Below are 21,349 nucleotides of genomic sequence, written 5' to 3' on the forward strand. Positions count from 1 at the left end.
TTTTCACGCGGATCGGGGCCGCAACGCACGGGCCGCCCCGCGGGATCACGGGCAGGTGACAAAATTCATCTTTCTTTACTCGGGCGCTTTTTAGTGAACTAGCAGGTGTGGAACCGTGTTGGCCTGCCAGACGACCGATTGCACGGTCTGCAGTCACACGGCCGAAAGGCATCATCATGCATATTCTCCATCTGGCCCTGGGCGGTTGCCTCAGGGCGGCCCCGGTGCGCTATGGCGTGACCGAGGATACCGGCGGGCACATCGCCTATGTCCTGGGCGCGGCGCTGGCGCAGGCGGCGCTGCCGCAGGTGCGCGCGGTCGATGTCGTGACCCGCGTCTTTGACGCCATCGACCCCGTCCACGCCCTGCCGGTCGAGCCGCTGGCCCCCCGCGCCCGTATCCTGCGCCTGTCGACCGGGAACCGCGCCTATCTGGCCAAGGAGGCGCTGGAGGCCGAACTGCCCGCCCTGACCGCCGCGTTCTGCGCGCAGCTGGCGCAGATGGACAGCCGCCCCGACGTGATTCACGCGCATTTCGCCGATGCCGCCCGGCTGGCCCAGGCCGCACAGGCACAGTTCGGCATCCCCTGGATCTACACCCCGCACTCGCTGGCCCTGCAAAAGGGGCCGGACGCAGCGCATGACCCCGCGCTGCGCGGGCGCATCAGGGCCGAACGTGACGCGGTCGCGGGGGCATCGGCCATCATCCTGTCCTCGCGCGACGAGGCCGAACGCCAGCTGCGCCCCTATGGCGCCGCGGCCGAGGGGCGCAGCCATGTGCTGGCGCCGGGTGTCACGCTGTTGCCCGACCGGGGCACCGGGGCGGCCGATGCGCTGCTGACGCCGTTCCTGCGCGACCCAAGCCGTCCCATCGTGCTGGCCGTCGCCCGCCCGGTGGCCAAGAAGAACCTGGCCGGGCTGATCGACGCCTATGCGGCCAGCCCCGCCCTGCAGGATCGCGCCAATCTGGTGATCCTGGCGGGCCTGCGCGACGGGATCGAGGGCGGCCCCGTCGATCATGTCCAGGTGCTGCGCAGCCTGTTCGACCGCATCGACCGCCACGGGCTGTGGGGGCGCGTGGCCCTGCCGCCGCGCCATGACGCGACGCAGCTGCGCGCGCTTTATGCGTGGGCAGCGCAGGGGGGCGTGTTCGTGAACCCGGCCCTGCACGAGCCCTTTGGCCTGACCCTGGTCGAGGCCGCGCAGGCGGGCGTTCCGGTCGTGGCGACCCGCAATGGCGGCCCGGTGGATATCCTTGCGCAGCTGGGCCACGGCGCGCTGATCGACCCGGCCGATCCGGCAGCCATCGCCGACGCCTGCCTGCGCCTGATGGGCGACGGCGCGGGTGCCGCGCAGGCACAGGCGCGCGCGCTGGCGGCCTATGACTGGGGCGATTGGGCGCGGCGGTCGCTGGCGGTCTGCGACGCGCTGCGCCGCCCGGCCCCGGCCCCGCGCGGGGGCATCCGGCGCGTGCTGGCCTGCGACATCGACGGCACGCTGACCGGCTGCCCGCGTGCCGCCGCGCGGTTCGTCGACTGGCACGGCCAGCGCGACGCGGGCCTGCTGTTCGCGGTCGCCACGGGGCGGTCGGTGTCGCAGGCGCGCCGCGTGCTGGGCGACTGGTCGCTGCCCCGACCCGATCTGTTCATCACCTCGGTCGGGTCCGAGATCTGGCGGTGGGGCGCGGGCGACCGCCTGCATCCCTGCCCTGATTACGCGGCCCTGCTGGACGCCGCATGGGACCGCGCCGCGGTCGAGGCCGTGCTGGCCGCCCGCGCCCCCGTCTGGCAGGCAGGCCACGAACAGCGCCGCTGGAAGCTGTCGCTGACCGGCACCGCGGCGCAGGCGGGCGTGATCGTGCGCGATCTGTCGCAGGCCGGGCTGGCGGCGCAGGTCATCGCCTCGCACGGGCAGTTCATCGACGTGCTGCCCCTGGCCGCCGGCAAGGCCGCCGCCCTGCGGTTCGAGGCCGCGCGCCACGGCCTGACGCTGGATGATTGCATCGCGGCGGGCGACAGCGGCAACGACGCCGACATGCTGGCGGCCAGCGGTGCCTCGATCCTGCCGTCGAACGCCTATGCGGAACTGGCCCATCTGCGCGGCCGCCGCGTGCATCGCAGCCCGCATGCCCATGCGGCGGGCGTAATCGACGGGCTGGTGCGGCTTGGCCTGGCGCGGGGGCGGCCGCATGCGTGACACACCCCCGCAGCGGCCCTTCGGCTATTTCGTGCATCACCAGGGGCGCGGCCACGCGGAACGCTGCGCGGCCATCGTCAACGCGCTGCCGCCCACGCGGCCCGTGACCATCTTTTGCGCGCGCGATGACATCTTTCCCGCCCTGCCCGACCATGCCCGCATCCTGCGCATCCCGTCGCTGTTCGAACGCACGGGCGGCGAATGCGACATGGACGCCGTCCCCACCCCCGATACTCTGCATTGCGCGCCCCTGGGCTGGCCCGGCATCCGTCAGGCGATGGGCACCATCGCCGGCTGGTTCGCTGATCAGGACCCCGCCCTGATGATCTGCGACGTCAGCGCCGAGATCGCGCAGCTGTCGCGCATCTGCTCGGTCCCGCATGTCAAGATCCTGCAGCACGGCCAGCGCGACGATCCGGGCCACCAGGCCGCCTATCAGGGCGCCGCGGGGCTGCTGGCGCCGTTCCACGCGGCGCTGGACCAGCCCGACTGGCAGGGGCTGGCGGGCCGCATCCATCACGCGCCGGGCCTGGGCATCGCCTGCACCCCCCTGCCCGACCGGGCGGCGGCGCGGGCGGCCCTGGGGCTGGACCCCGACCGGCCCATGGCGCTGCTGGTGTCGGGCGCGGGCGGCAACGGCTTTGCGCAGGCCCCCCTGGGAGTCGCGGCGCGGGCCTTTCCCGACTGGCATTGGCTGACCATCGGCGCGATGCAGCCCGACTGGCACGCGACCCAAGGGGGCAACCTGACCCACAAGGGCTGGGTGGACGACCCCGCGACCCATGTGGCGGCGGCCGATCTGGTGATCTCATCGACCGGCAACACCACCTGCGCGCAGGTGCTGGCCGCCGGGCGCCCGTGGATCGTGGTGCCGGAATGGCGCTATTTCGACGAACAGCACCACAAGGCGCAGGCCCTGGCCCGCGCGGGCGTGGCGCTGCACCTGCCGCATCTGCCATCCAGCGCGCAGGCCTGGCGCGCGGCGGTGGTCGCCGCCATCGACGGGCACGACCCCGCAGCCCAGGCCCGCCTGATCACGCCCGACCCCGCCCAGGGCACCGCCCGCTGGCTGGAGGATCTGGCCCATCGCCTGTGGGTCCCGGCGCCCGCACCCCCCGTCCCGACAGGAGTTCCCGCATGACGACCGTTTCCGCCCTGACCATCGCCGCCGGCCGCCCGGCCCATCTGAGAAACGTCGTCGCGGGTTTTCAGGCCCAGCAGCACAAGCCCTGCGAACTGATCATCGGCGTGATGCAGGACCACGACTATGACGACCTGCCCGCCACCGACTTTCCCATCCGCCAGATCCGCGTCACCGCGCCGGAACTGCCGCTGTCGGCGGCGCGCAATGCGGTGGCCGACGCCGCCTGCGGGCAGGTGCTGGTCTTTGTCGATGTCGATTGCATCCCCGCCCCCGATTTCATCGCGGGCTATCTGGCGCGGATGGAGGGGCGGCGCGGCCTGTTCATGGGCGAGGTGCTGTATCTGCCCCAGGGTGCCACCGATCAGGGGCTGGATTTCGACCGCTTTGCCGGGCTGGCGGTCAAGCATTCCGACCGCCAGGGACCGCCCGCGCAGGGGATCGCGCCCTGCGGCGATTATCGCTGTTTCTGGTCGCTGAACTTTGCGTTGTGGCGGGCCGACTGGCTGGCCGGTCCCCGCTTTGACGAGGATTTCACCGGCTATGGCGGCGAGGATACCGATTTCGGCCGCGCCTGGTCCGGGGCGGGCCTGCCGATCTGGTGGATCGCGGGGGGCCGCGTCTATCACCAATATCACCCCCATTGCATGCCGCCGGTCCACCACCTGCATTCCGTCCTGCGCAACACCGAGGTGTTCGCCCGCAAATGGGGCCACCGCACGATGGAGCACTGGCTGCACGCCTTCCGCCTGATGGGGCTGATCCGCAATACCGCGGACGGTCTGCAGGTGCTGCGCGAACCGGGGCCCGCCGAATTCGCGCTGTGCGAACAGCAGGGGCACATGCCCTATGCCAATTCACGCCGCGTCATCGACCAACTGCAGCAGGCCCCCGACCGCCTGTCCGCCGACCGCGCCACCCGCGTGGCCCACGACCAGCAGGACATGCTGCTGCCGGCGGCGGAATGACGCCGCGCCCGCTGCGCATCGCCGTCATGGCGCATTGCCGCCACCCCATCGCCGCGCCCTTCATGGGCGGGATGGAGGCGCATGCCCATCATCTGGCCCATGCCCTGCAGGCGCGCGGCCATGACGTGACCCTGGTCGCAGCGGGCGACAGCCGCGCCCGCATGACGGTCATGCCCCTGATGGCGCAGCATTACGACCGCGATTATCCTTGGCATCAGTGGCACGGCACGGCGGCGCTGAACGCGCATCTGGACGACCACCACGCCGATGCCCTGCAGGCGATGGCCGGGATGGGGTTCGACGTAATCCACAACAACACGCTGCACCGCTATCCCCCGCGCCTGTCGCGGCAGGCGCGGGTGCCGATGGTCACGTCGCTGCACGTGCCGCCCTTTGACGCGCTGCGCCGCGCCATCCGCGACAGCGCCGCGCCTTGGCACCGGGTCACGGGCTGTTCGGACAGCCATCTGGCGGCCTATTTCCCCGACGGCCCGCCGCCTTGGGCGCATGTGGTGCCCAATGGCATTGATCTGGCGGATTGGCCCTTTTCGCCGCAGGGCGACGGGCGGGCGGTCTGGGCGGGGCGCATCACGCCCAACAAGGCGCCGCATCTGGCCATCGCCGCCGCGCGGCGCGCCGGGGTCGGACTGACCCTGTTCGGCGCGATCGAGGATGGCGATTACTTCGCCACCCGCATCCGGCCGCTGCTGTCGGGCGACATCCGCTTTGGCGGGCATCTGGCGGCGGCGGATCTGGCAGTGGAATACGGGCGCGCCTCGGCCCTGCTGTTCACGCCACAATGGGACGAGCCCTTCGGCCTGACCGCGATCGAGGCGATGGCCTGCGGCACGCCGGTCGCGGCCATCGCGATGGGGGCCGCGGCCTCGGTCATCGGACCCGCCGGTCGGCTGGCGGCTGCGGACGGGAGGGGTCTGGACCGCGCCCTGCGCGACGCGATAGCGATCCCCCGCACCCTGCCCCGCGCCCGGGTCGAGGCGCATTTCACCCTGACCCGCATGATCGCCGCACACGAGGCGCTGTATGCCCAGGCCATCGCGGGCCGCGATGCCCCCTTTCCCGCCGTCGATTTCGCCGCGATCGAGCTGCCCGCCGCGCTGACGCGCGAGATGGCCCGGCCCGGCGCGGTCTAGTCCGGGACGCGCTGGCCCAGCACGCCTCGCACGGCGGCGGGCACCTCGCGGCGGGGTTCGGGGATCACCGCGTCCTGGCGCGTCATCAGCGCCACGGCCTCGGCGGCGATGCGGTCCAGCAGGTCCAGTTCGGCATCCGCGATCTGGCGGGGGTCGCGGTCGGCCAGACACAGCGCGCCCAGCACATGACCGTCCGCCGTGCGCAGCGGCGTGCCCGCAAAGAACCGCCCCTGCCATTGCCGGATCGCGGGGTTGTCCGAAAACCGCGCGTCGCGGTCCGTGTCGGGCACCACCAGGGTCCGGTCCTCATCCACGATGGCGGCTGCCAGGGCATCGCCGCGCGGCAGCCAGGTCATCGCCGGGTCGGTCGCGCTGCGCCGTCCGGGCAGGTCGATGTTCTGGCCGACGACATATTCGGCATCGGCCTCCAGCACCAGGACAAAGGCCATGCCCACGTCGAACGCATCGGCCGCGCGCATCGCCAGATCGTCCAGATCGGCCCGCGCATGACCGTCCAGCACGCGGCTGGTGGACAGGGCGGACAGGCGCGCGGCCTCGGCCGGGGCGGCGGGGGTCGGGGCGGGGACGGCGGGCGTCAGGCGCTGGACGGCCTCCTCCAGGGACAGCACGATCTGATCGACGCCCAGGGCCGCGGCCCGGTCGGCCCCGGCCTGCCCGTCCGGCGCGTTCCACAGCGCCAGCACGATGCGCAGGTCGGGCCAGCGGCGGCGCACCCGCCGCACGGTGGCGCGCAACGCGGTGTCCGGGTCGCGGCTGAACGAGGTGATGCACAGCGTCCCGACGCCGTCCAGCTGCAGGGCCGCGACCTGACGCGCGGTGACCGCGCCTGCGGGGCGCATTTCGGCCGCGACACCGGCCAGCGCCAGCCCATGCACCAGCATCCGGGCCGAGATGGCATCAACCTGCCATTTGCCGCCGATGCAGGCGATGCGGGCGGGGCCGGGCGGGTCGGCGGGGTGATCCTCCTGCAGGTCGTCCAGCAGGCTGTCCATGCCCTCGACCACGCGCAGGCGGTGTTCGACCCGCGCATTGGCGTGGAAATCGTCGCTGGCCTGGCGCAGCACCTCCAGCCCGGACTGGTTGTAGAACCCCGTCACGCCAGTCGCGGCGATGGCGTCGGTGGCGATGTCATAGGCCTCGTCCGGGTCATCCGCGATCAGGCGCTGATAGATGCGCGTCGGTAAATCCAGCGCAGGCGTGGACCCCAGCAGCGTGTCGAAAAACGCCAGCTGCGGCAGGTTGCGCCCCACGACCAGCAGGCAGACCGTCAGCGGCGTGGACAGGATCAGACCGACCGGCCCCCACAGCGCCGTCCAGAACGTCGCCGCCGCGATCAGCGACAGCGCCGACAGCCCGGTCGAGGTGCCATACAGCAGCGGCTCGACGATGTTGTTGCTGACCAGCTCCAGAAACAGGATCAGCGCCAGCGCCATCAGCACCATGTCCCAGCCCGGATCGACTGCAAAGGCCAGCGCCAGCGGAAACACCGCCGACAGCATCGGCCCGACATAGGGGATGAACCGCATGATCGCGGCCAGCGTCCCCCACAGCACCCATCCCGGCACGCCGATGGCCCACAGCCCGATCGCCATGGGAATGCCATAGGTCACGTTCACCACCAGCTGCATCAGCAGATATTTCGAGATGCGCTTGCCCGCCTCCTCCAGCGCGTCGGTGGACCGGTGCAGGTTGCCGCCCAGCAGGCGGATCAACCGGTCGCGCAGATCGCCCCGGTCCAGCAGCACCAGAAACACGAACACCACCACGATGCCCAGGGTCGCCAGCGGCGCCAGCGCGGGCGTCAGCCAGGCGATGGCCGTGGAAAAGGGCGACGGCCCGTCGCCCACCACCGTGACCGCCAGCGGGTCGGCCACGCTGCCCGGCGCGTCCTGCAGGGCGGTGGCCATCTGGTCCTGGACGGTGGCGACGGTCTGCAGCACGCCGTCGAACAGGCCCGGCCCCTCCATCGACTGGCCAAGCGCCGCGATCTTGGTGCGGATGGTGGATTGATAGGCCGGCAGCTCGGCGCTGAGCACGCTGACCTGAGAGGTGATCAGCAGCCCCAGCCCCAACAGCATCGCGATGACCGTCAGCATGACCAGCGCCACCGCCGCGACCTGCGGCACGCCGCGCCGGACCAGCCCCCGCACCAGCGGCCCCAGGGCAAAGCTGACCAGAAACGCGATGGCCAGCGGGATCAGCACGTCCTGTCCGAAATACAGCAGGCCGATGATGACCGATCCGACCACCATCCAGGCGGCCATGCGGACGATGTCCGTGCGATCCTGCGGCGGTTCGGCGGGGGCCAGCAGCGGCCCCGAAAGTTGCGATGTCATGGTGAGTCCCCGGCGCGCCACAGCTTGGCGCGCCGCTCAACCCGCGACGGGGGGCCGGGTTCCGCCCGCCCCCATCCAGACGGTCTCAGTCCAGAAAGAACCGCATCATCGCCTCGGTCGCGTCGGGACCCGGCGCGGTATGGCTGCCCTGCGGCGCGCCGCCCGACCAGGCGTGGCCCAGCCCCTGCACCGTCCAGGTCTGGATGCGCAGCTGGCCGTCGGCGTCACGGTGACGCCCGATGCAGACGGCATTCCCCTCCAGCCGCGCATCGGCGGCGCGGCGGGTCAGCCCCGGCTGGCGGCGAAGCGCCTGGTCCAGCACGGCCTCTGCGTTGCGCGGGGTGACGGTGCGATCCGCGGTTCCGTGGATCACGAACAGGCGGCATCCCACGCCGGGCCCCTGGCCGGGCCCGCCTTGCGACATGGCCGCAAAGGCCCCACCCATGTCGCGCGCCGCCCCGTTGGGCAGGCCCGAATGGCAGGCCACCGCGCCGAAATCATCGGCAAAGACCGCGCCCAGGATCACCGCCATCGCGCCGCCCGCCGAAAGCCCCGCGGCAAAGCGCCGGTCGGGCGGGACCGCATGTTCCTGGGCGACGGTGCGGGTCAGGTCGGCCAGAAACGCCGCCTCTCCGCCATCCGTGGCCGCGTGGCGCGGGTCGAACCAGGTCCAGCAGCGGTTCATGTTCGCGCTGGTGGGCTGGGCGGGGGCCACGACGATCACCCGGTCGCGTTCCGCCGCCTGCAAAATGGCGGTGCCGCGCGCGAAATCGTCCGGGTCCTGGGTGCAGCCGTGCAGCAGCAGCAGCAGGCCCGCGGGCGCCTCCTCTCCGACCGAGGCGGGGACATAGACGCGCACCTCGCGGGTTTGGCCGGCGCCCTGATGGGTGCGCCAGTTCCACTGGCCGCCCTGAGGCACGGTGACGGCACCGCCCCCGCGCCGCAGCCCGTCCAGCGACGGGGCGGCAAAGGCGGGTTTCTGAAAGCCGCCCTGCGGAAAGGCCATCTGCGGGAACGGCATCGGGGGCGCGGCCTGCGGGGATGCGTCGCCGGACAGGCCGGTCTGGATCATCCGGGTGGCTTCGCTCAGCTGTCCGTCGCGCATCAGCTGCGTGATCTTGGACATGTCCAGCGTCAGGGGTTTTGTCATGATTGCGGTCCTTTTGGGGGTCGGCAGGATTGCAGCGCGGCCTTGACGGCGGGCGGTGCCTGAATGGTGCCCAGCACCTCGACCGAGGCGATGGTCGCGGTCACCAGATCGGGGGTGATGTCGGGGGCCAGGCGCAGCAGGCCGATGACCCGCAGGTCCAGCATCTGATGCGCGGCCTGCAGGGTCTCCAGCTCGGGGCGGGAGATGTCGCGCAGGCCCATGACGAAATCGTCGCGCCGGATCGCGGGGGCGACCGCCGCGTCATGGCGGTCCAGCTGGGCGCGGATGGCGGTGCGGATCAGGTCGCTGCGGCTGGCGTAGAAGCCCTCGCGCACCAGCAGATCGATGCGCCCCAGATCGACAAAGCCCAGGTTGATGGTGATCTTTTCGGTATCGGCCGTGCGGGCCGGCGATGGTGTAGCCATGGGGTATCCCTTCCTGATACCATCCATATGGATGGTTTCAGGAAGGGATACGACCTGATTTATGTCAATCGGGCCCCTATGACACCAGCCGGCGGCGGCGCCCGGTCGCCGTGCCGCCCGCGATGGCCTGGGCGATGTCCGCGCAGGCGGTGATACCCTGCACGAAGGGCCGGTCGTGCATCAGGTAGGGGATGGCCGCAAGGCACAGCCTGCCGGTGAAATCGCCCGCGTTCAGCAGGCTGTAATCCTGCGCGACCTCGGGGATGTCCTGATCCTGGTCCAGCAGCGCGCCCCGCAGGGACGGAAACGGCAGATCCTCGCTGGTCAGCGCCTTCTGCCCGCGCGCGTCGATGAAGACCGCGAACCGGTCGCGCCCCCCGGGGTGGTCGATGACCGAGTCGGGGCCTTCGCGGGTCAGGTCGTAATCCTCGCCCAGGGTCAGCAGCGACAGGATGCCCGCATCGCGAAGCGCCAGCAGGCGGCGGATCGATTCCGGCGGCACGGCGGCATAATTGTCGACGAACACCTTCTTCAGCCCGGCATCGAACCGGGCGCGGTCATCGTCGGACAGGTCGGGCACGATCTCCTCCACGGCCTCGTGCAGGCGCAGCAGGGCATAGCGCCAGGCGACGGTGATGCGGTCAGCGCGGTTGCGCTCGACCTCGGCCAGGTTGCGGCGGGCCCATCGGAACGGGTCGGCCTCGGCCCGCGCGGCGAAATAGGCGTCGGCAAAGCTGTCCGCGTCCAGACCGCCCAGGCCCATGCGCAGGGCATAGGCCGGGTCGGCCTGCATGATCTCGGCCCGGATCAGCTCGAACGCCGCATCCAGCGGCGCGGGGGCCGACAGACAGGCGGTCAGCGCCGGGCCGGTCGCCACCATCAGCGGCTGATAGGGGATCGGGCAATAGAAATCCGCCTCGGGCAGGATGCCGGTCCGCGACATCAGCACGATCCGCAGCGCCTCTGCCTGCGGATCACGGTCAAAGACCAGATCGTCGCCGTCGCGGCGGAACCGGCCATGCTGGGTCGCGACCGCCATCGCCGCGTCGATCGCGCTAAGCGAGGTGCCCATCACCCCCACCCGACAGGCGGGAACCTTGGCCTCGATCAGGCCCGACCAGGGGCTGGGGAAATAGCTCCGCGTGGCCTCGTCGGCGTCGGGGAACTGGTGCCCCGTCGCAAGGACAGCCCGGTCGAACGGCCCGACCACGCCCGCATCGGTCGCCAGCATCAGCCCGGCAGGGGTCGGGGCGATGTCCTGCACCTCGGTCCCCTCGCGGATGGTGATGACGTGGCCGGCGGCCCGGGCATCGCGCACCAGGATCAGCAGCTGGTCGCGGTAATATTCGCCCAGCAGCAGGCGCGGCGTGAACAGCCGGTCATCCAGATCGCCGCGCGCAAGGCCATAGCGACCCAGCTGGGCATCCGACCGCGCGCGCAGCCAGTCCAGATAGGGGACCACGACGGGCGGGATCTCGATGCTGGCGATATTGGCCAGCATGGCGCGGCTGGCCGCCTCGGAGGAATAGGGCATGCCGATCCCGGCCTGGGGGCCACGCTCCAGCAGGGTGACGGACAGGGGCTGCCCCATCCCCAGCAGATGACGCAGCGTATAGATGCCGGTCGGGCCAGTGCCGATGATTGCGATGCGTCGGGGGGTGATTGGTGTCGGCATGTGGGGGGGCGCCATGTGAATGTCCATGACGGTGAACGCGCGCCGACCGGGCGCGTTCCGGCATCAAATGCTGGTCGGGGGCCCGGTCATCGGCGACAGCGGGTCGATCAGGAAATCCAGCCGCGCGACGGTGCCGCCCGTGGTGCCCCGCGCCAGGCTCAGCGCGCCGTTCAGGGCGGTGGCGAACTGGCGCGCGACGATCAGGCCCAGGCTGTCGGTCGCCTCCAGATCAAAGCCCTCCGGCAGGCCGGGGCCGCCATCGGTGATGGTCAGCACGGCCGCCACGCGCCCGTCGCGCGCGGCGGGGGCCACGGCCAGCGCCACGGCGATGCGGGACGGGCCCTGCGCCGGGGCACCGTGTTCGATGGCGTTCATCACCAGCTCGCTGGCGATCAGGCCCAGGGGCACGGCGGTGTCATGCGGCAGCGGCAGGCTGTCGGCCTGAACCTCCAGCGCGACATCGCCCGCGCCCGCGACCTGGACCACGTCATGAAGCACCTCGCGCAGATAGTCGGCCGCGTCCAGTGTCTGCATGTCGGGCGAATGCAACCGCCGCTGCAGCAGCGAGATCGAGCGGATGCGCGTCTGCGACGCCACCAGCGCCTGGCGCGCGGTCTCGTCCGAGACCTGCTGGCTTTGCAGGCGCAGCAGCGCCGCGACCGTGGACAGGTTGTTCGAGATGCGGTGCTGCAGCTCCGAGAACATCAGGCTGCGGGCATGGGCCAGCCCGCTGGCCCGGCGTTCCGCGGCGGCGCGCTGTTCCAGCGCGCGTCCGGCGGCGGTGATGAAGATCACGTCCGTCGCGATGATCAGCGTATAGAACCCAAGCGCCAGCACAGCCCCCGACGTGATTGCCACGCTGTTCAGCGGTTCGATGAAGAAATACCATGCGATCAGCCCGCAGGCCACGCCCACCGCCAGCCCCGCCCGCAGCGACGCAAAGACCAGCGTCAGCATCACCGCCGGAAAGAAGGTCAGGAACGGAAAGCCCGGCGGCAGCGCCCGGTCCAGCGCAAAGCGCAGCGCGGTGGACACTGCGATGGCCGTCAGCGCCAGCGCCACCTGCAGCCGCACCGAACGGCGCGCCATCAGCGCGCGCCCCAGCCCGTGCAGCAGCCGGTCGGTCAGGCTCTGCGGCGGGCCCTGCGTCATGATCTGTCCCCCGATGCCGGCACGAATGGCCCGTTGCGCGGCATTCTAGCAAGCACGCCGTTCCGGCCAATGCCAGAAAACGACCGGCGGGGAAACCCCGCATGGCGCGCGCCGCCGCATGCGGGTGTCATGCGCGCTGGTCCTTGGCGGTGCCCACGATGACATGGGTCACGATGGTGGTCAGCTCGGTAAAGCCGCCCAGCACCTCGTGGTGGAACTGCTTGTAGCTGGCCAGGTCGCGGCATTCGACGCGCAGCAGATATTCGACCGTGCCGGTGATGTTGTGACATTCGACGACCTGCGGGGCTGCGGCGCAGCGCGCCTCGAAGGCCAGCTGAACCCGCGCCGTGTGCCGCCCCAGCCCCACCAGCACGAAGGCGGCAAAGCCGATCTGGCGCGCCTCCGGGCCCAGAACGGCGCGATAGCCCGCGATGACGCCGCGCCTCTCCAGCGCCTCGACCCGACGCTGGCAGGTCGAGGCCGACACCCCCACGCGCTGCGCCAGGGCCTGATGGGTGATTCGACCCTCTGTGGTCAGGATATGCAGGATCTTGTCGTCGATTGCGTCCATCACGGGTCTTTCCTGCAGATGAGTCGCCATCATCGCGCGGAATACGGACATCCGCCAGCCCCGCCATGCCATGCTGCACCGACGGATCACGGACAGGAGACAGGCATGGATGCGCTGATCGGGCTGGCGGCATTTGCGGCGGCAACCACCGTCACGCCGGGGCCGAACAACACGATGCTGATGGCCACCGGCGCCAATCGCGGGCTGCGGGGCAGTTGGCCGCATATGGGGGGCATCATGCTGGGCTTTGCGGTCATGGTGCTGGCGCTTGGGGCGGGTCTGGCGCCCGCGGTCGAAGGGCGGCCCGGCTTGCGCGCCGCGATGCAGGCGGCGGGGCTGGCCTATGTGGCGTGGCTGGCCTGGCGCATCGCGCGCGCCGCGCCGCCCGGACAGGCGCGGGCGGCACGGCCCGTGACGCTGTGGCAGGCGGCAGCGTTCCAATGGGTCAACCCCAAGGCCTGGGCGATGGTCCTGGCGGCCTTGGCCACGCATGGGGCGGTGCCGGGCGGCCCGGTGACGGTGGCGCTGGTCTTTGCCGCCATCGGGCTGCCCTGTCATCTGCTGTGGGTGCTGGCGGGCGCGCGCATCGCAAGGCTGATCGCGGACCCCGCGCGGCTGCGGCTGTTCAACGGCGCGATGGCGGTCCTGCTGGTGGGGTCAATGCTGCCCGTCCTGCTGTGACGCGCAAAAAGACGCCCCCATGCGGAGGGATCGCAGGGGGGCGTCGGGTACCATGAACGGCAACGGCCGGACCCGCATCGCGGGCCCGGCATGGGATCACATCGCGGGCAGGACGGTCAGGTCGCGGATCTGGCCCTCGGCCTCGATCGTGCCGGCGGCGGTGGCGGCGCCGGTCTCCAGATCGACCGAATGGATGGTGTTGTTGGTCACCAGCCAGGCCATGTTGGCGCCCTCGGCATCGGTCTGCACGTCAAAGGCCATCGCCTCGCCGGGGTTCTCGACGTTCAGCATGCCGATGGTGGCCAGCGTGCCGTCATTGGGCGCCGTCTGCTGCAGCAGCGCGCCCAGCCCTGCGTCGATGTTGTACATCGCGGTCGCATCCGGCGTGCCATAGCTGTTGATATAGGCGGCGGCGGCGACCATCGGGCTGGCTTCGGCGTTCTCGTCCTCGGCGGTCCAGTTCAGGCTGCCGTCCACGGTGACCTCGCCGGTGTCCACGTTCACGCGGTGGTTGGTGGTGCCGGTCATGAAGCGCAGGCGGTCGGCCATCGGGTTGAAATCGACGATCACCGGCATGTCGGTCACGTCCAGCGGCGTGTCCATGGTCGACAGCTCGGTCGCGGCGCCGGTCGCGGTGTCGATGGTGACGATGCGCATGTCATCGGTCACGCCGACCAGCGTGTTGTTCGACGGGCGCAGGTCGATGCCCAGCAGGCGGTCGACGCCCTCGACCTCCATGGTGCCGGTGACCTCCAGCGTCTCGGTGTCGAACATCACCAGGGTGCGGTCGTCGGTCAGGCCGACGCCGGTCGCGGCAGCCGCCGCCGAAATGGACAGCGCGAGGGCAGAGGTCGAGAATGCAGCAATGCGAAACATGGGGATGTTCCTTTCGGTTCAGCTTCTGTCACAGGCGGCGCGTGTCGCCGTCCTTAATGTGGGTGACGCGCCGGATGGGAAACCGGATGCAGAAAAAAAGCACGCACCCCCAAATTCTTTCGCGGCCCGCCCCGCCGATCCTGCGGGCGGTTGCAACCCGGCCGCGCTTTGCGGCAGAAAGGGGAACCAGAACAGGGGGCTTTCGTGACCGAAGACGCCGAACAGCGCAACCGCCGGCTGGACCGCGCCGTGACCGACTGCGCCGAGGGCCGCCCCCAGGGCATCGACGCCATCCTGGAGCTGGAGGGCCCGCGCCTGCTGGGGCTGGCCCGCCGCATCCTGATCCGTCACGACCTGGCCGAGGAGGCGTTGCAGGACGCGATGGTCATGGTGTGGCGCAAGGCCGCGCAGCAGCGGCAGGCCGACGGCTCGGCCCGCGGCTGGATCTATGCGATCCTGCGCAACCGCTGCCTGACGATCCTGCGCGACGGCGCGCGCCTGTCCAGCCTGTCCCCCGATGAGCTGACCCGCATGCAGGAGGCCCGCCAGGAGCTGGTGTCGGACGACGACTGGAAGCTGCTGGCCGGCAAGGGACGGCTTGGCGAATGCCTGGATGCGCTGGACGACCCGGCGCGGCGCGCGATCCTGTTGGCGCATGTCGCGGGCTACAGCCACGGAGAGATCTCGGCCCGCCAGGGGGTGCCGCTTGGCACGGCTAAATCATGGATCCGGCGTGGCCTGGCCTCGCTGCGGGAGTGTCTGTCATGAATGCCTTTCGCGATGACGTGACCGCCTTTGCCGACGATTATGTGCTGGGCCTGATGTCGCCCACCGAGACCGAGCTGTTCGAGGCGCTGATGGCCGCCGACCCCGCCCTGGCCGCCCATGTCGCCCGCCTGCGCGACCAGCTGCTGCCGCTGGACCTGTCGGCCGAGGCGCTGGCCCTGCCCCCCGGTTTCGCCGACCGCCTGCAGGCGATCATCGCGCGCACGCCCCAGGACGGCGCGCCCCTGCCGCTGTCGGGCGACCCCACGGTCGCGCCGGTGCCCGCCAACCTGCCCCGCGCGCCGCGCCGCTGGCTGGCGGGGCTGGCCGCGTCGCTGGTGCTGGGCCTGGCCTTAGGCTTTGGCGGCGCCATGCAGCGCCCCGCCCCCGCGCCCCAGGTCGTGGCCGTGCTGCTGGACGATCAGGGCCAGCCCCGCGCCATCATCGAGGATTACGGCAATGAGACCGCGCAGATCCGCTTTGTGTCGGATGTCGAGGTCCCGCCGGGCTTTGCGATCCAGGCCTGGACCCTGCCCTCGGTCGAGATGGGGCCACGCTCGCTCGGGGTGCTGGACGGGCCGCGGGCGGCGTCGCTGGCGGGGCCGGACCTGCCCGCCCCCGCCGATGCCCAGCTCTATGAGATCACGCTGGAGCCTGCGGGCGGCTCGCCCACCGGGCGCCCGACCGGGCCGATCATCGCCAAGGGGCTGGCCGCCGCGCAGGACATCTGACCGCAGCCAGGGAACGCGCGGCGCTTTTGCCGGTTGAGGGGGGGAACGCAACCCTGCAAGGGACCGATGCCCCCCATGACCGACCGCCCCGGCCTGACCTGCGACGTGGCCGTGATCGGTGCGGGGACCGCAGGCCTTGCCGCCGAACGCGCCGCGCGCAAGGCTGGTGCCCGCACCCTGCTGATCGACCCGGAATTCCGTGGCACGCTGTGCGCCAACACGGGCTGCATGCCGTCCAAGCTGCTGATCGCGGCGGCCCATGCCGCCCATGCGTCGCGCCGCGCGCCGGTCTTTGGCGTGCGTCCGGGCGACCCGGTCATCGACGGCCCCGCGGTGATGGCCCGCGTGCGGGCGGAACGCGACCGCTTTGTGGCCTTCACCCGCGAGGGGCTGGACGATCTGCCCCAGGGGACCATGATCCGGGCGCGTGCGCGATTTGTCGCACCCACCCGGCTGGCGCTGTCAGACGGGCGCCAGGTCCAGGCGGGCGCGGTGGTCATCGCCACCGGATCGACCGCGCTGGTGCCCGGCCCCTTCCGGGATCTGGGCCCGCGCATCCTGACCAACGAGACCGTGTTCGAGCTGCCCGACCTGCCCGCCAGCCTGGCCGTCATCGGCGGCGGCCCCATCGGGCTGGAGCTGGCGCAGGCGATGGGCCGCCTTGGCGTGCCGGTGACGCTGTTCGATCAGGGCGACCGCCTTGGCAAGGCGCGGGGCGATGCGGTCCATGACGCGCTGCGCACGGCCGTGGCGCGCGACATCACCCTGTGCCTGGGGGTTAAGACGACGCCCGAACCCGCCGATGACGGCATCCGCATCCGCTGGTCTGGCGCGTCGCAGGGCGCGCAGGTCTTCAGCCATGTGCTGGTCGCCACGGGCCGCCCGCCGAACCTGGAGGGGCTGGACCTTGCGGCCTCGGGGCTGGCGCTGGACGATCACGGCACGCCGGTCTTTGACCGCCTGACGATGCAATGCGGCGATGCGGCCATCTTCATCGCAGGCGACGCCGATGCCGATGCGACGCTCTTGCACGAGGCCTCGACCGAGGGCGCCATCGCCGGGCGCAATGCCGCGACCCATCCCGATGTGACGCCGGGCACGCGCAGCCCGGCCTTTGCGCTGACCTTCACCGACCCGCCGCTGGCCTCGGTCGGCGCGGGGCCGGGCGATGGCGTGATCTGCGGCCACAGCGACTACGGCAACCAGGGCCGCGCCCGGACCGAGGCGCGGGCCGAGGGCGTGATGACCATCCATGCCGACGCCCAGGGCCGCCTGATCGGCGCCGATCTGTGCTGTCCGGGGGCCGAGCATCTGGCCCATCTGCTGGCCTGGGCCGTGCAGTCGGGGGCCACGGCATCGGGCCTGCTGGAAATGCCTTTCTATCATCCGACCCTGGAAGAAGGCATGAAGGCCGCGCTGCGCCAGATCTGCCGCGAAACCCGCCAGCCCGAACCCGACAGCCGCGATTTCGGCCAGGCCCCCGGCGCATGAGGTGACCGAATGACCGAAGCGATCCACGATCTTGACCACGGCTTCTGGACGATCCGGGGCGATCTGCGCATCGGCGGCGTGCTGAATGTCGGCACGCAGGCGGCGCTGGTGCGGCTGTCCACGGGGCGGTTCGTGATGCTGGACAGTTATCCGCTGACGGGGGCTGTGCGCGATCAGGTGATGGCGCTGACCGATCAGGGCCGCGCCATTCAGGCGGTGCTGAACCTGCACCCTTTCCACACGCTGCATTGCGCGACCATCGCCCGCGACCTGCCCCATGCGGCGCTGTTCGGCGCGCATCGCCACCGCCTGCGCCACCCCGATCTGGATTGGCGCCCCGAGCCCGTCGAATCGCCCGAAGTTCAGGACATGTTCGCCGACGATCTGGTCCTGTCCCTGCCGCGCGGCATCGACTATGTCAGCCGGAACGAACGCGTCCATGCCGGATCGCTGCTGGCCTGGCACCCGGCCAGCCGCACGCTGCATGTCGATGACACGATCAACCTGATGCCGGTGCCGGGCCTGCTGCGCCGCCTGTTCCCCGAACCGCGCGTCTTTCTGCACCCGACCCTGCCGCAGGCGCTGCTGCCCCGCGCGGGCGCGGTGCGCGATTTCCGCGACTGGCTGCACGGGCTGGCGGCGCTGACGCGCGATTTACGCTGGCTGTGCGCGGCCCATTCCGGCCTGCGCGAATTCGCGCCCGGTCAGTTCAAGGACGAACTGCTGGCCGCCTTTCGCCGGGTCGAGGACAAGCTGGCCCGGACCGAGGCGCAGCGCGGCTGATCTTGCCTTCCGCCCCGCGCCGCTGTCAGATCGCGGCAAAACGGGGGGACGACGATGATCGACATGGGACAATTGCCCGACGGGCGGCGGGTGCAGGCCGTGGACCTGCAATCGGGGCGCCTCAGGGCGCGGGTGCTGACCCTGGGCGGCATCATTCAGGACCTGCGGCTGGACGGGGTCGATCGCCCGCTGGTCCTGGGCCATCCCGACCCCGCCGCCTATCTGGACCCGTTCCGCCATGTGGGCGCGCTGGTCGGGCGGTTCGCGAACCGCATCGCGGGGGCACGGTTCCGCCTGTCGGGGCGCGATCACGCGGTCGACGCGAACGAGGCGCCGAACTGCCTGCATGGCGGCAGTGCGGGTGCCTCGGTCCGGCTGTGGCGGATCACCCGCGCGGCCCCCGATGCGGTGAGCCTGGCGCTGGATTTCACCGACGGAGAGATGGGCTTTCCCGGCGCGATGCAGGCCCTGGCCACGCTGAGCCTGTCGGATGTGGGTGGCGTGGCGGGCGTGACCGTGGCGCTGCAGGCCACCGCGACGCGGCCCACGCCCTGCAACCTGACGCATCACGGATACTGGACCCTGTCGCCCGACGGGTCCGGCGACCACCTGCTGCAGGTCGCGGCGGACCGCTATCTGCCGGTCGATGACGCGCTGATCCCGCTGCCGGATGCGCCTGCGTCGGTCGCGGGCACGCGGTTCGATTTCCGAACGGCCCGGCCCCTGGGTCGCGCGGGGCTGGACCATTGCTTCTGCCTGTCGGACGACCACCAGCCGCTGCGCGAGGTGGCGCGGTTGACCGCCCCCGACCTGCGGCTGCGGGTGCTGACCACCGCGCCGGGGCTGCAGGTTTATGACGGCGCGCATTTCCCCGATGCGGGCCTGCCCGGCCACCCGGGCCAGACGGCCCGCCCGCAATCCGCCGTGGCCTTCGAGGCGCAGGAATGGCCCGACGCCCCGAACCGCCCCGACTTCCCGCCCACGATCCTGCGCCCCGGCACCGTCTGGCGGACCGAGACGCGCTATCTGCTGGACCGTCCCTAGCCGACCGTGACCGTGGCCTGACCGTCCGGGAATTGCGGGTGCCGCGCGGTGATGCGGACCTGACCGACCTCTCCGGTCAGGCGCAGCAGCAGGCCCGTCGTGCCCCCCTGCAGCATGCGCAGGTCGGGGCCGATCAGCCGCGCGGGGCCGTCCACCGTGACCGCGATGCCCGCATCCAGGAAGGGCAGCCGGTTGCCCGCCTGGTCCAGCGCGCGCAGCATCACCCGCAGGTCGATATCCGCATCCGCCGGCAGCGCGTCGCGGTCGGGCGCGACCTGCAGCGTTGTGGGCAGCGGGTCGGCCACATAATCGCGCACCGCGACCTGTTCGCCCTTCAGCCAGCCGGTGATGCGGCCCGGATGCCAGCTCATGCCCCACTGGCCCAGCTCCTCGGCGCTGATATGGCGGTGGTCGATGATGACGGGCGGATGCGGCAGATGCGGGAACCGGGCGCGGTCGGGGCCCACGCGGCGGGTGACGCCCGCGCATTCGAATTCGACCTCGTCACAGTTGGTCAGGATGATCAGGGGCAGGACGCCGCCGATATTGCGCTCTCCGCGCGCCCAGAAGGTCACAGGCTCCATCACGATGCCTTCGGCGGGCGGCTTCTGGCTGCCATAGGCATGGGCCGCGAATTTCGGCTCTCGCCAGATGTCCATGACCCCGTGATGGCAGATGCGGTCGCCCGCGCCGAAATCCTTGTGCGTGTTGTAATCGAACATGCACCAGCCGATGCATCCCGAGATCGCCGGATCGCCATGGGCAGCGTTCAGCACCTCAAGGTGGCGGATCACATGCTCCATCTGGCGCAGCTCCGGGTCATGCGCCTTGGTCGGGAACATGTGGCCGTTATATTCGGTGACCAGATAGGGGACAGGTTTCTTGATGCCCGTAACCTCTTCCACCGGGCGCAGTGGGGTGCGCGGCCGGTTGATCAGCGGCAGCTCGGATTCGTCCAGGATGAAATCGTTCATCGTATAGACATCCTCCAGCAGCTCGCTGTCGGTGATGCAGCGCACGCCGCCGATGGCCCGCGTCGGGTCCAGCTCGCGCGCCAGCGCGTTGGTGCGCACATAGAAATCGTGGCTGTCCGGGCTTTCGTTGATGCGCACGCCCCAGATGACGATGCTGGGATGGTTCCAGTCGCGGGTGATCATGGCGCGCACGTTGTCCACGCTGCGGTCCTGCCAGGCCTCGTCGCCGATATGCTGCCAGCCGGGGATCTCCTCGAACACCAACAGCCCGATCTCGTCGCAGCGGTCCAGGAACCATGGGCTTTGCGGATAATGCGAGGTGCGGACCATGTTGCAGCCCAGATCATGGCGCAGGATCTCGGCGTCGCGCTCCTGCGCGTGTCGGCCCGCGGCATAGCCCTGATGCGCCCAAGCCTGATGCCGGTTCAGCCCGCGCAGCTTGATCGGCTGGCCGTTCAGCAGGAACCCCTGCGGCGTCCATTCCGCGGTGCGGAAGCCGAAGCGGTGCGTGGTCACGTCACCGCTGTCGGGCAGGGTCAGTTCCACCGTATAGAGCTGCGGGTTGTCAGTGGACCACAGCGACAGGCCGGTCAGGCCCGACAGGGTCAACTCGCCCTCGCCCTCCACGGTGGCGATCTCACGATCACCGTCCAGCAGGCAGGCGCGGATCGGGCCGGGGGCGGTGACCTCGGGGCGGATCACGGCGGTCTTGGCGTCCGACAGCGCGTCGGGCGTCAGGATGCGGGCATTGGTCAGGTGCCGTTCGGGCAGCACCATCAGCCAGACATCGCGATAGATCCCCGCATAGGTCAGATAGTCGATCTGCGCGCCAAAGGGCGGGATGGCGGGGTTTTCCGACCCGTCGATCCGCACCGTGACCAGATTGTCGCCGGGGCGCAGATGGTCGGTCAGATCGGCCACAAACGGCGTATAGCCGTCGGGATGCGCCACGACCTGGACCCCGTTCACCCAGACTACATTGTCGGCCATCGAACCGTCAAAGCGCAACTGCACCCGGCGGCCCGCCCATGCGTCATCCCACGCGATCACGCGCTGATAGGTGAAGGGGCGCTGATAACAGGCCTCGTCGAAATAGCTCAGCGGCAAGTCGACGGCGTTATGCGGCAGCGTCACCGACGCGCCCGAAAGCGGCGCGGCAGGGTCGGCGGCCCCTTCAGCAAAGATCCAGCCGTGGTTCAGTTTTTCGATGGTCCGCATG

General features: G+C 70.8%; 18 protein-coding genes. 10 read left to right on the top strand and 8 right to left on the bottom strand.

Annotated elements, in window-relative coordinates; all coding sequences use genetic code 11:
• Positions 1 to 176: 176 nt before the first annotated feature.
• From ABS73_RS13465 to ABS73_RS13480, 4 genes are read left to right on the top strand one after another with little or no spacing between them, the layout of a single operon-like run.
• On the top strand, positions 177 to 2,195 hold the full coding sequence (locus ABS73_RS13465) for an HAD-IIB family hydrolase (RefSeq protein ID WP_277023854.1): 2,019 nt from the start codon (positions 177 to 179) through the stop codon (positions 2,193 to 2,195).
• Complete coding sequence (locus tag ABS73_RS13470) at positions 2,188 to 3,336, top strand: glycosyltransferase (protein ID WP_277023852.1); 1,149 nt, start codon at positions 2,188 to 2,190, stop codon at positions 3,334 to 3,336. Before ABS73_RS13465 ends, ABS73_RS13470 begins: the two co-directional genes overlap by 8 nt.
• On the top strand, positions 3,333 to 4,304 hold the full coding sequence (locus ABS73_RS13475; protein WP_277023849.1) for a glycosyltransferase: 972 nt from the start codon (positions 3,333 to 3,335) through the stop codon (positions 4,302 to 4,304). Before ABS73_RS13470 ends, ABS73_RS13475 begins: the two co-directional genes overlap by 4 nt.
• On the top strand, positions 4,301 to 5,455 hold the full coding sequence (locus ABS73_RS13480; protein WP_277023848.1) for a glycosyltransferase: 1,155 nt from the start codon (positions 4,301 to 4,303) through the stop codon (positions 5,453 to 5,455). The genes ABS73_RS13475 and ABS73_RS13480 overlap by 4 nt, the downstream gene beginning before the upstream one ends.
• Here ABS73_RS13480 and ABS73_RS13485 read toward each other — a convergent pair.
• From ABS73_RS13485 to ABS73_RS13510, 6 genes are all read right to left on the bottom strand, one after another.
• Positions 5,452 to 7,812 carry an AI-2E family transporter gene (locus ABS73_RS13485; RefSeq protein WP_277023846.1) on the bottom strand — a complete coding sequence of 787 codons (2,361 nt, stop codon included), beginning with the start codon at positions 7,810 to 7,812 and terminating at the stop codon, positions 5,452 to 5,454. The two genes, ABS73_RS13480 and ABS73_RS13485, sit on opposite strands and share 4 nt — an antisense overlap.
• A gap of 85 nt (positions 7,813 to 7,897) precedes the next feature.
• Positions 7,898 to 8,962 (bottom strand): extracellular catalytic domain type 1 short-chain-length polyhydroxyalkanoate depolymerase, encoded by a 1,065-nt coding sequence (locus ABS73_RS13490; protein ID WP_277023843.1) that lies wholly within the window; start codon positions 8,960 to 8,962, stop codon positions 7,898 to 7,900.
• Complete coding sequence (locus ABS73_RS13495) at positions 8,959 to 9,387, bottom strand: ribbon-helix-helix domain-containing protein (RefSeq protein ID WP_136856596.1); 429 nt, start codon at positions 9,385 to 9,387, stop codon at positions 8,959 to 8,961. The genes ABS73_RS13490 and ABS73_RS13495 overlap by 4 nt, the downstream gene beginning before the upstream one ends.
• Positions 9,388 to 9,463: 76 nt before the next feature.
• Positions 9,464 to 11,077 carry an FAD/NAD(P)-binding protein gene (locus ABS73_RS13500; protein ID WP_277023839.1) on the bottom strand — a complete coding sequence of 538 codons (1,614 nt, stop codon included), beginning with the start codon at positions 11,075 to 11,077 and terminating at the stop codon, positions 9,464 to 9,466.
• A gap of 48 nt (positions 11,078 to 11,125) precedes the next feature.
• Entirely contained in the window at positions 11,126 to 12,214 is a 1,089-nt protein-coding gene (locus ABS73_RS13505) for a sensor histidine kinase (protein ID WP_277023838.1), read from the bottom strand.
• Positions 12,215 to 12,341: 127 nt separating this feature from the next.
• Positions 12,342 to 12,785, bottom strand: a complete 444-nt coding sequence (locus tag ABS73_RS13510) for an Lrp/AsnC family transcriptional regulator (protein ID WP_277023890.1) — start codon at positions 12,783 to 12,785, stop codon at positions 12,342 to 12,344.
• Between the two features lie 105 nt (positions 12,786 to 12,890).
• On the opposite strand from ABS73_RS13510, the gene ABS73_RS13515 reads away from it, so the two are divergent.
• Positions 12,891 to 13,466: a LysE family translocator gene (locus tag ABS73_RS13515; RefSeq protein ID WP_277023836.1), complete on the top strand. Its 576-nt coding sequence runs from the start codon at positions 12,891 to 12,893 to the stop codon at positions 13,464 to 13,466.
• Between the two features lie 96 nt (positions 13,467 to 13,562).
• Here the strand turns inward: ABS73_RS13515 and ABS73_RS13520 are convergent, their stop codons facing one another.
• On the bottom strand, positions 13,563 to 14,342 hold the full coding sequence (locus ABS73_RS13520; protein WP_277023834.1) for a DUF4394 domain-containing protein: 780 nt from the start codon (positions 14,340 to 14,342) through the stop codon (positions 13,563 to 13,565).
• Between the two features lie 204 nt (positions 14,343 to 14,546).
• Between ABS73_RS13520 and ABS73_RS13525 the strand changes: the two genes are divergently transcribed.
• From ABS73_RS13525 to ABS73_RS13545, 5 genes are all read left to right on the top strand, one after another.
• Positions 14,547 to 15,110, top strand: a complete 564-nt coding sequence (locus tag ABS73_RS13525; protein ID WP_277023833.1) for a sigma-70 family RNA polymerase sigma factor — start codon at positions 14,547 to 14,549, stop codon at positions 15,108 to 15,110.
• The gene (locus ABS73_RS13530) at positions 15,107 to 15,838 is read left to right on the top strand and encodes an anti-sigma factor (protein WP_277023831.1); all 732 of its coding nucleotides are present in this window, start codon (positions 15,107 to 15,109) and stop codon (positions 15,836 to 15,838) included. The genes ABS73_RS13525 and ABS73_RS13530 overlap by 4 nt, the downstream gene beginning before the upstream one ends.
• 75 nt (positions 15,839 to 15,913) lie before the next feature.
• Complete coding sequence (locus ABS73_RS13535; RefSeq protein ID WP_277023829.1) at positions 15,914 to 17,329, top strand: dihydrolipoyl dehydrogenase; 1,416 nt, start codon at positions 15,914 to 15,916, stop codon at positions 17,327 to 17,329.
• Between the two features lie 9 nt (positions 17,330 to 17,338).
• Entirely contained in the window at positions 17,339 to 18,112 is a 774-nt protein-coding gene (locus ABS73_RS13540; protein WP_277023827.1) for a hypothetical protein, read from the top strand.
• Between the two features lie 54 nt (positions 18,113 to 18,166).
• The gene (locus ABS73_RS13545) at positions 18,167 to 19,156 is read left to right on the top strand and encodes an aldose epimerase family protein (protein WP_277023825.1); all 990 of its coding nucleotides are present in this window, start codon (positions 18,167 to 18,169) and stop codon (positions 19,154 to 19,156) included.
• Here the strand turns inward: ABS73_RS13545 and ABS73_RS13550 are convergent.
• Positions 19,153 to 21,348, bottom strand: a complete 2,196-nt coding sequence (locus ABS73_RS13550; RefSeq protein WP_277023822.1) for a glycoside hydrolase family 2 protein — start codon at positions 21,346 to 21,348, stop codon at positions 19,153 to 19,155. The genes ABS73_RS13545 and ABS73_RS13550 overlap by 4 nt on opposite strands.
• Position 21,349: the final 1 nt, after the last annotated feature.

The sequence above is a fragment of the Paracoccus sp. SCN 68-21 genome, assembly GCF_001724535.1.
In the GTDB taxonomy this organism is placed as follows: Bacteria; Pseudomonadota; Alphaproteobacteria; order Rhodobacterales; family Rhodobacteraceae; genus Paracoccus; species Paracoccus hibiscisoli.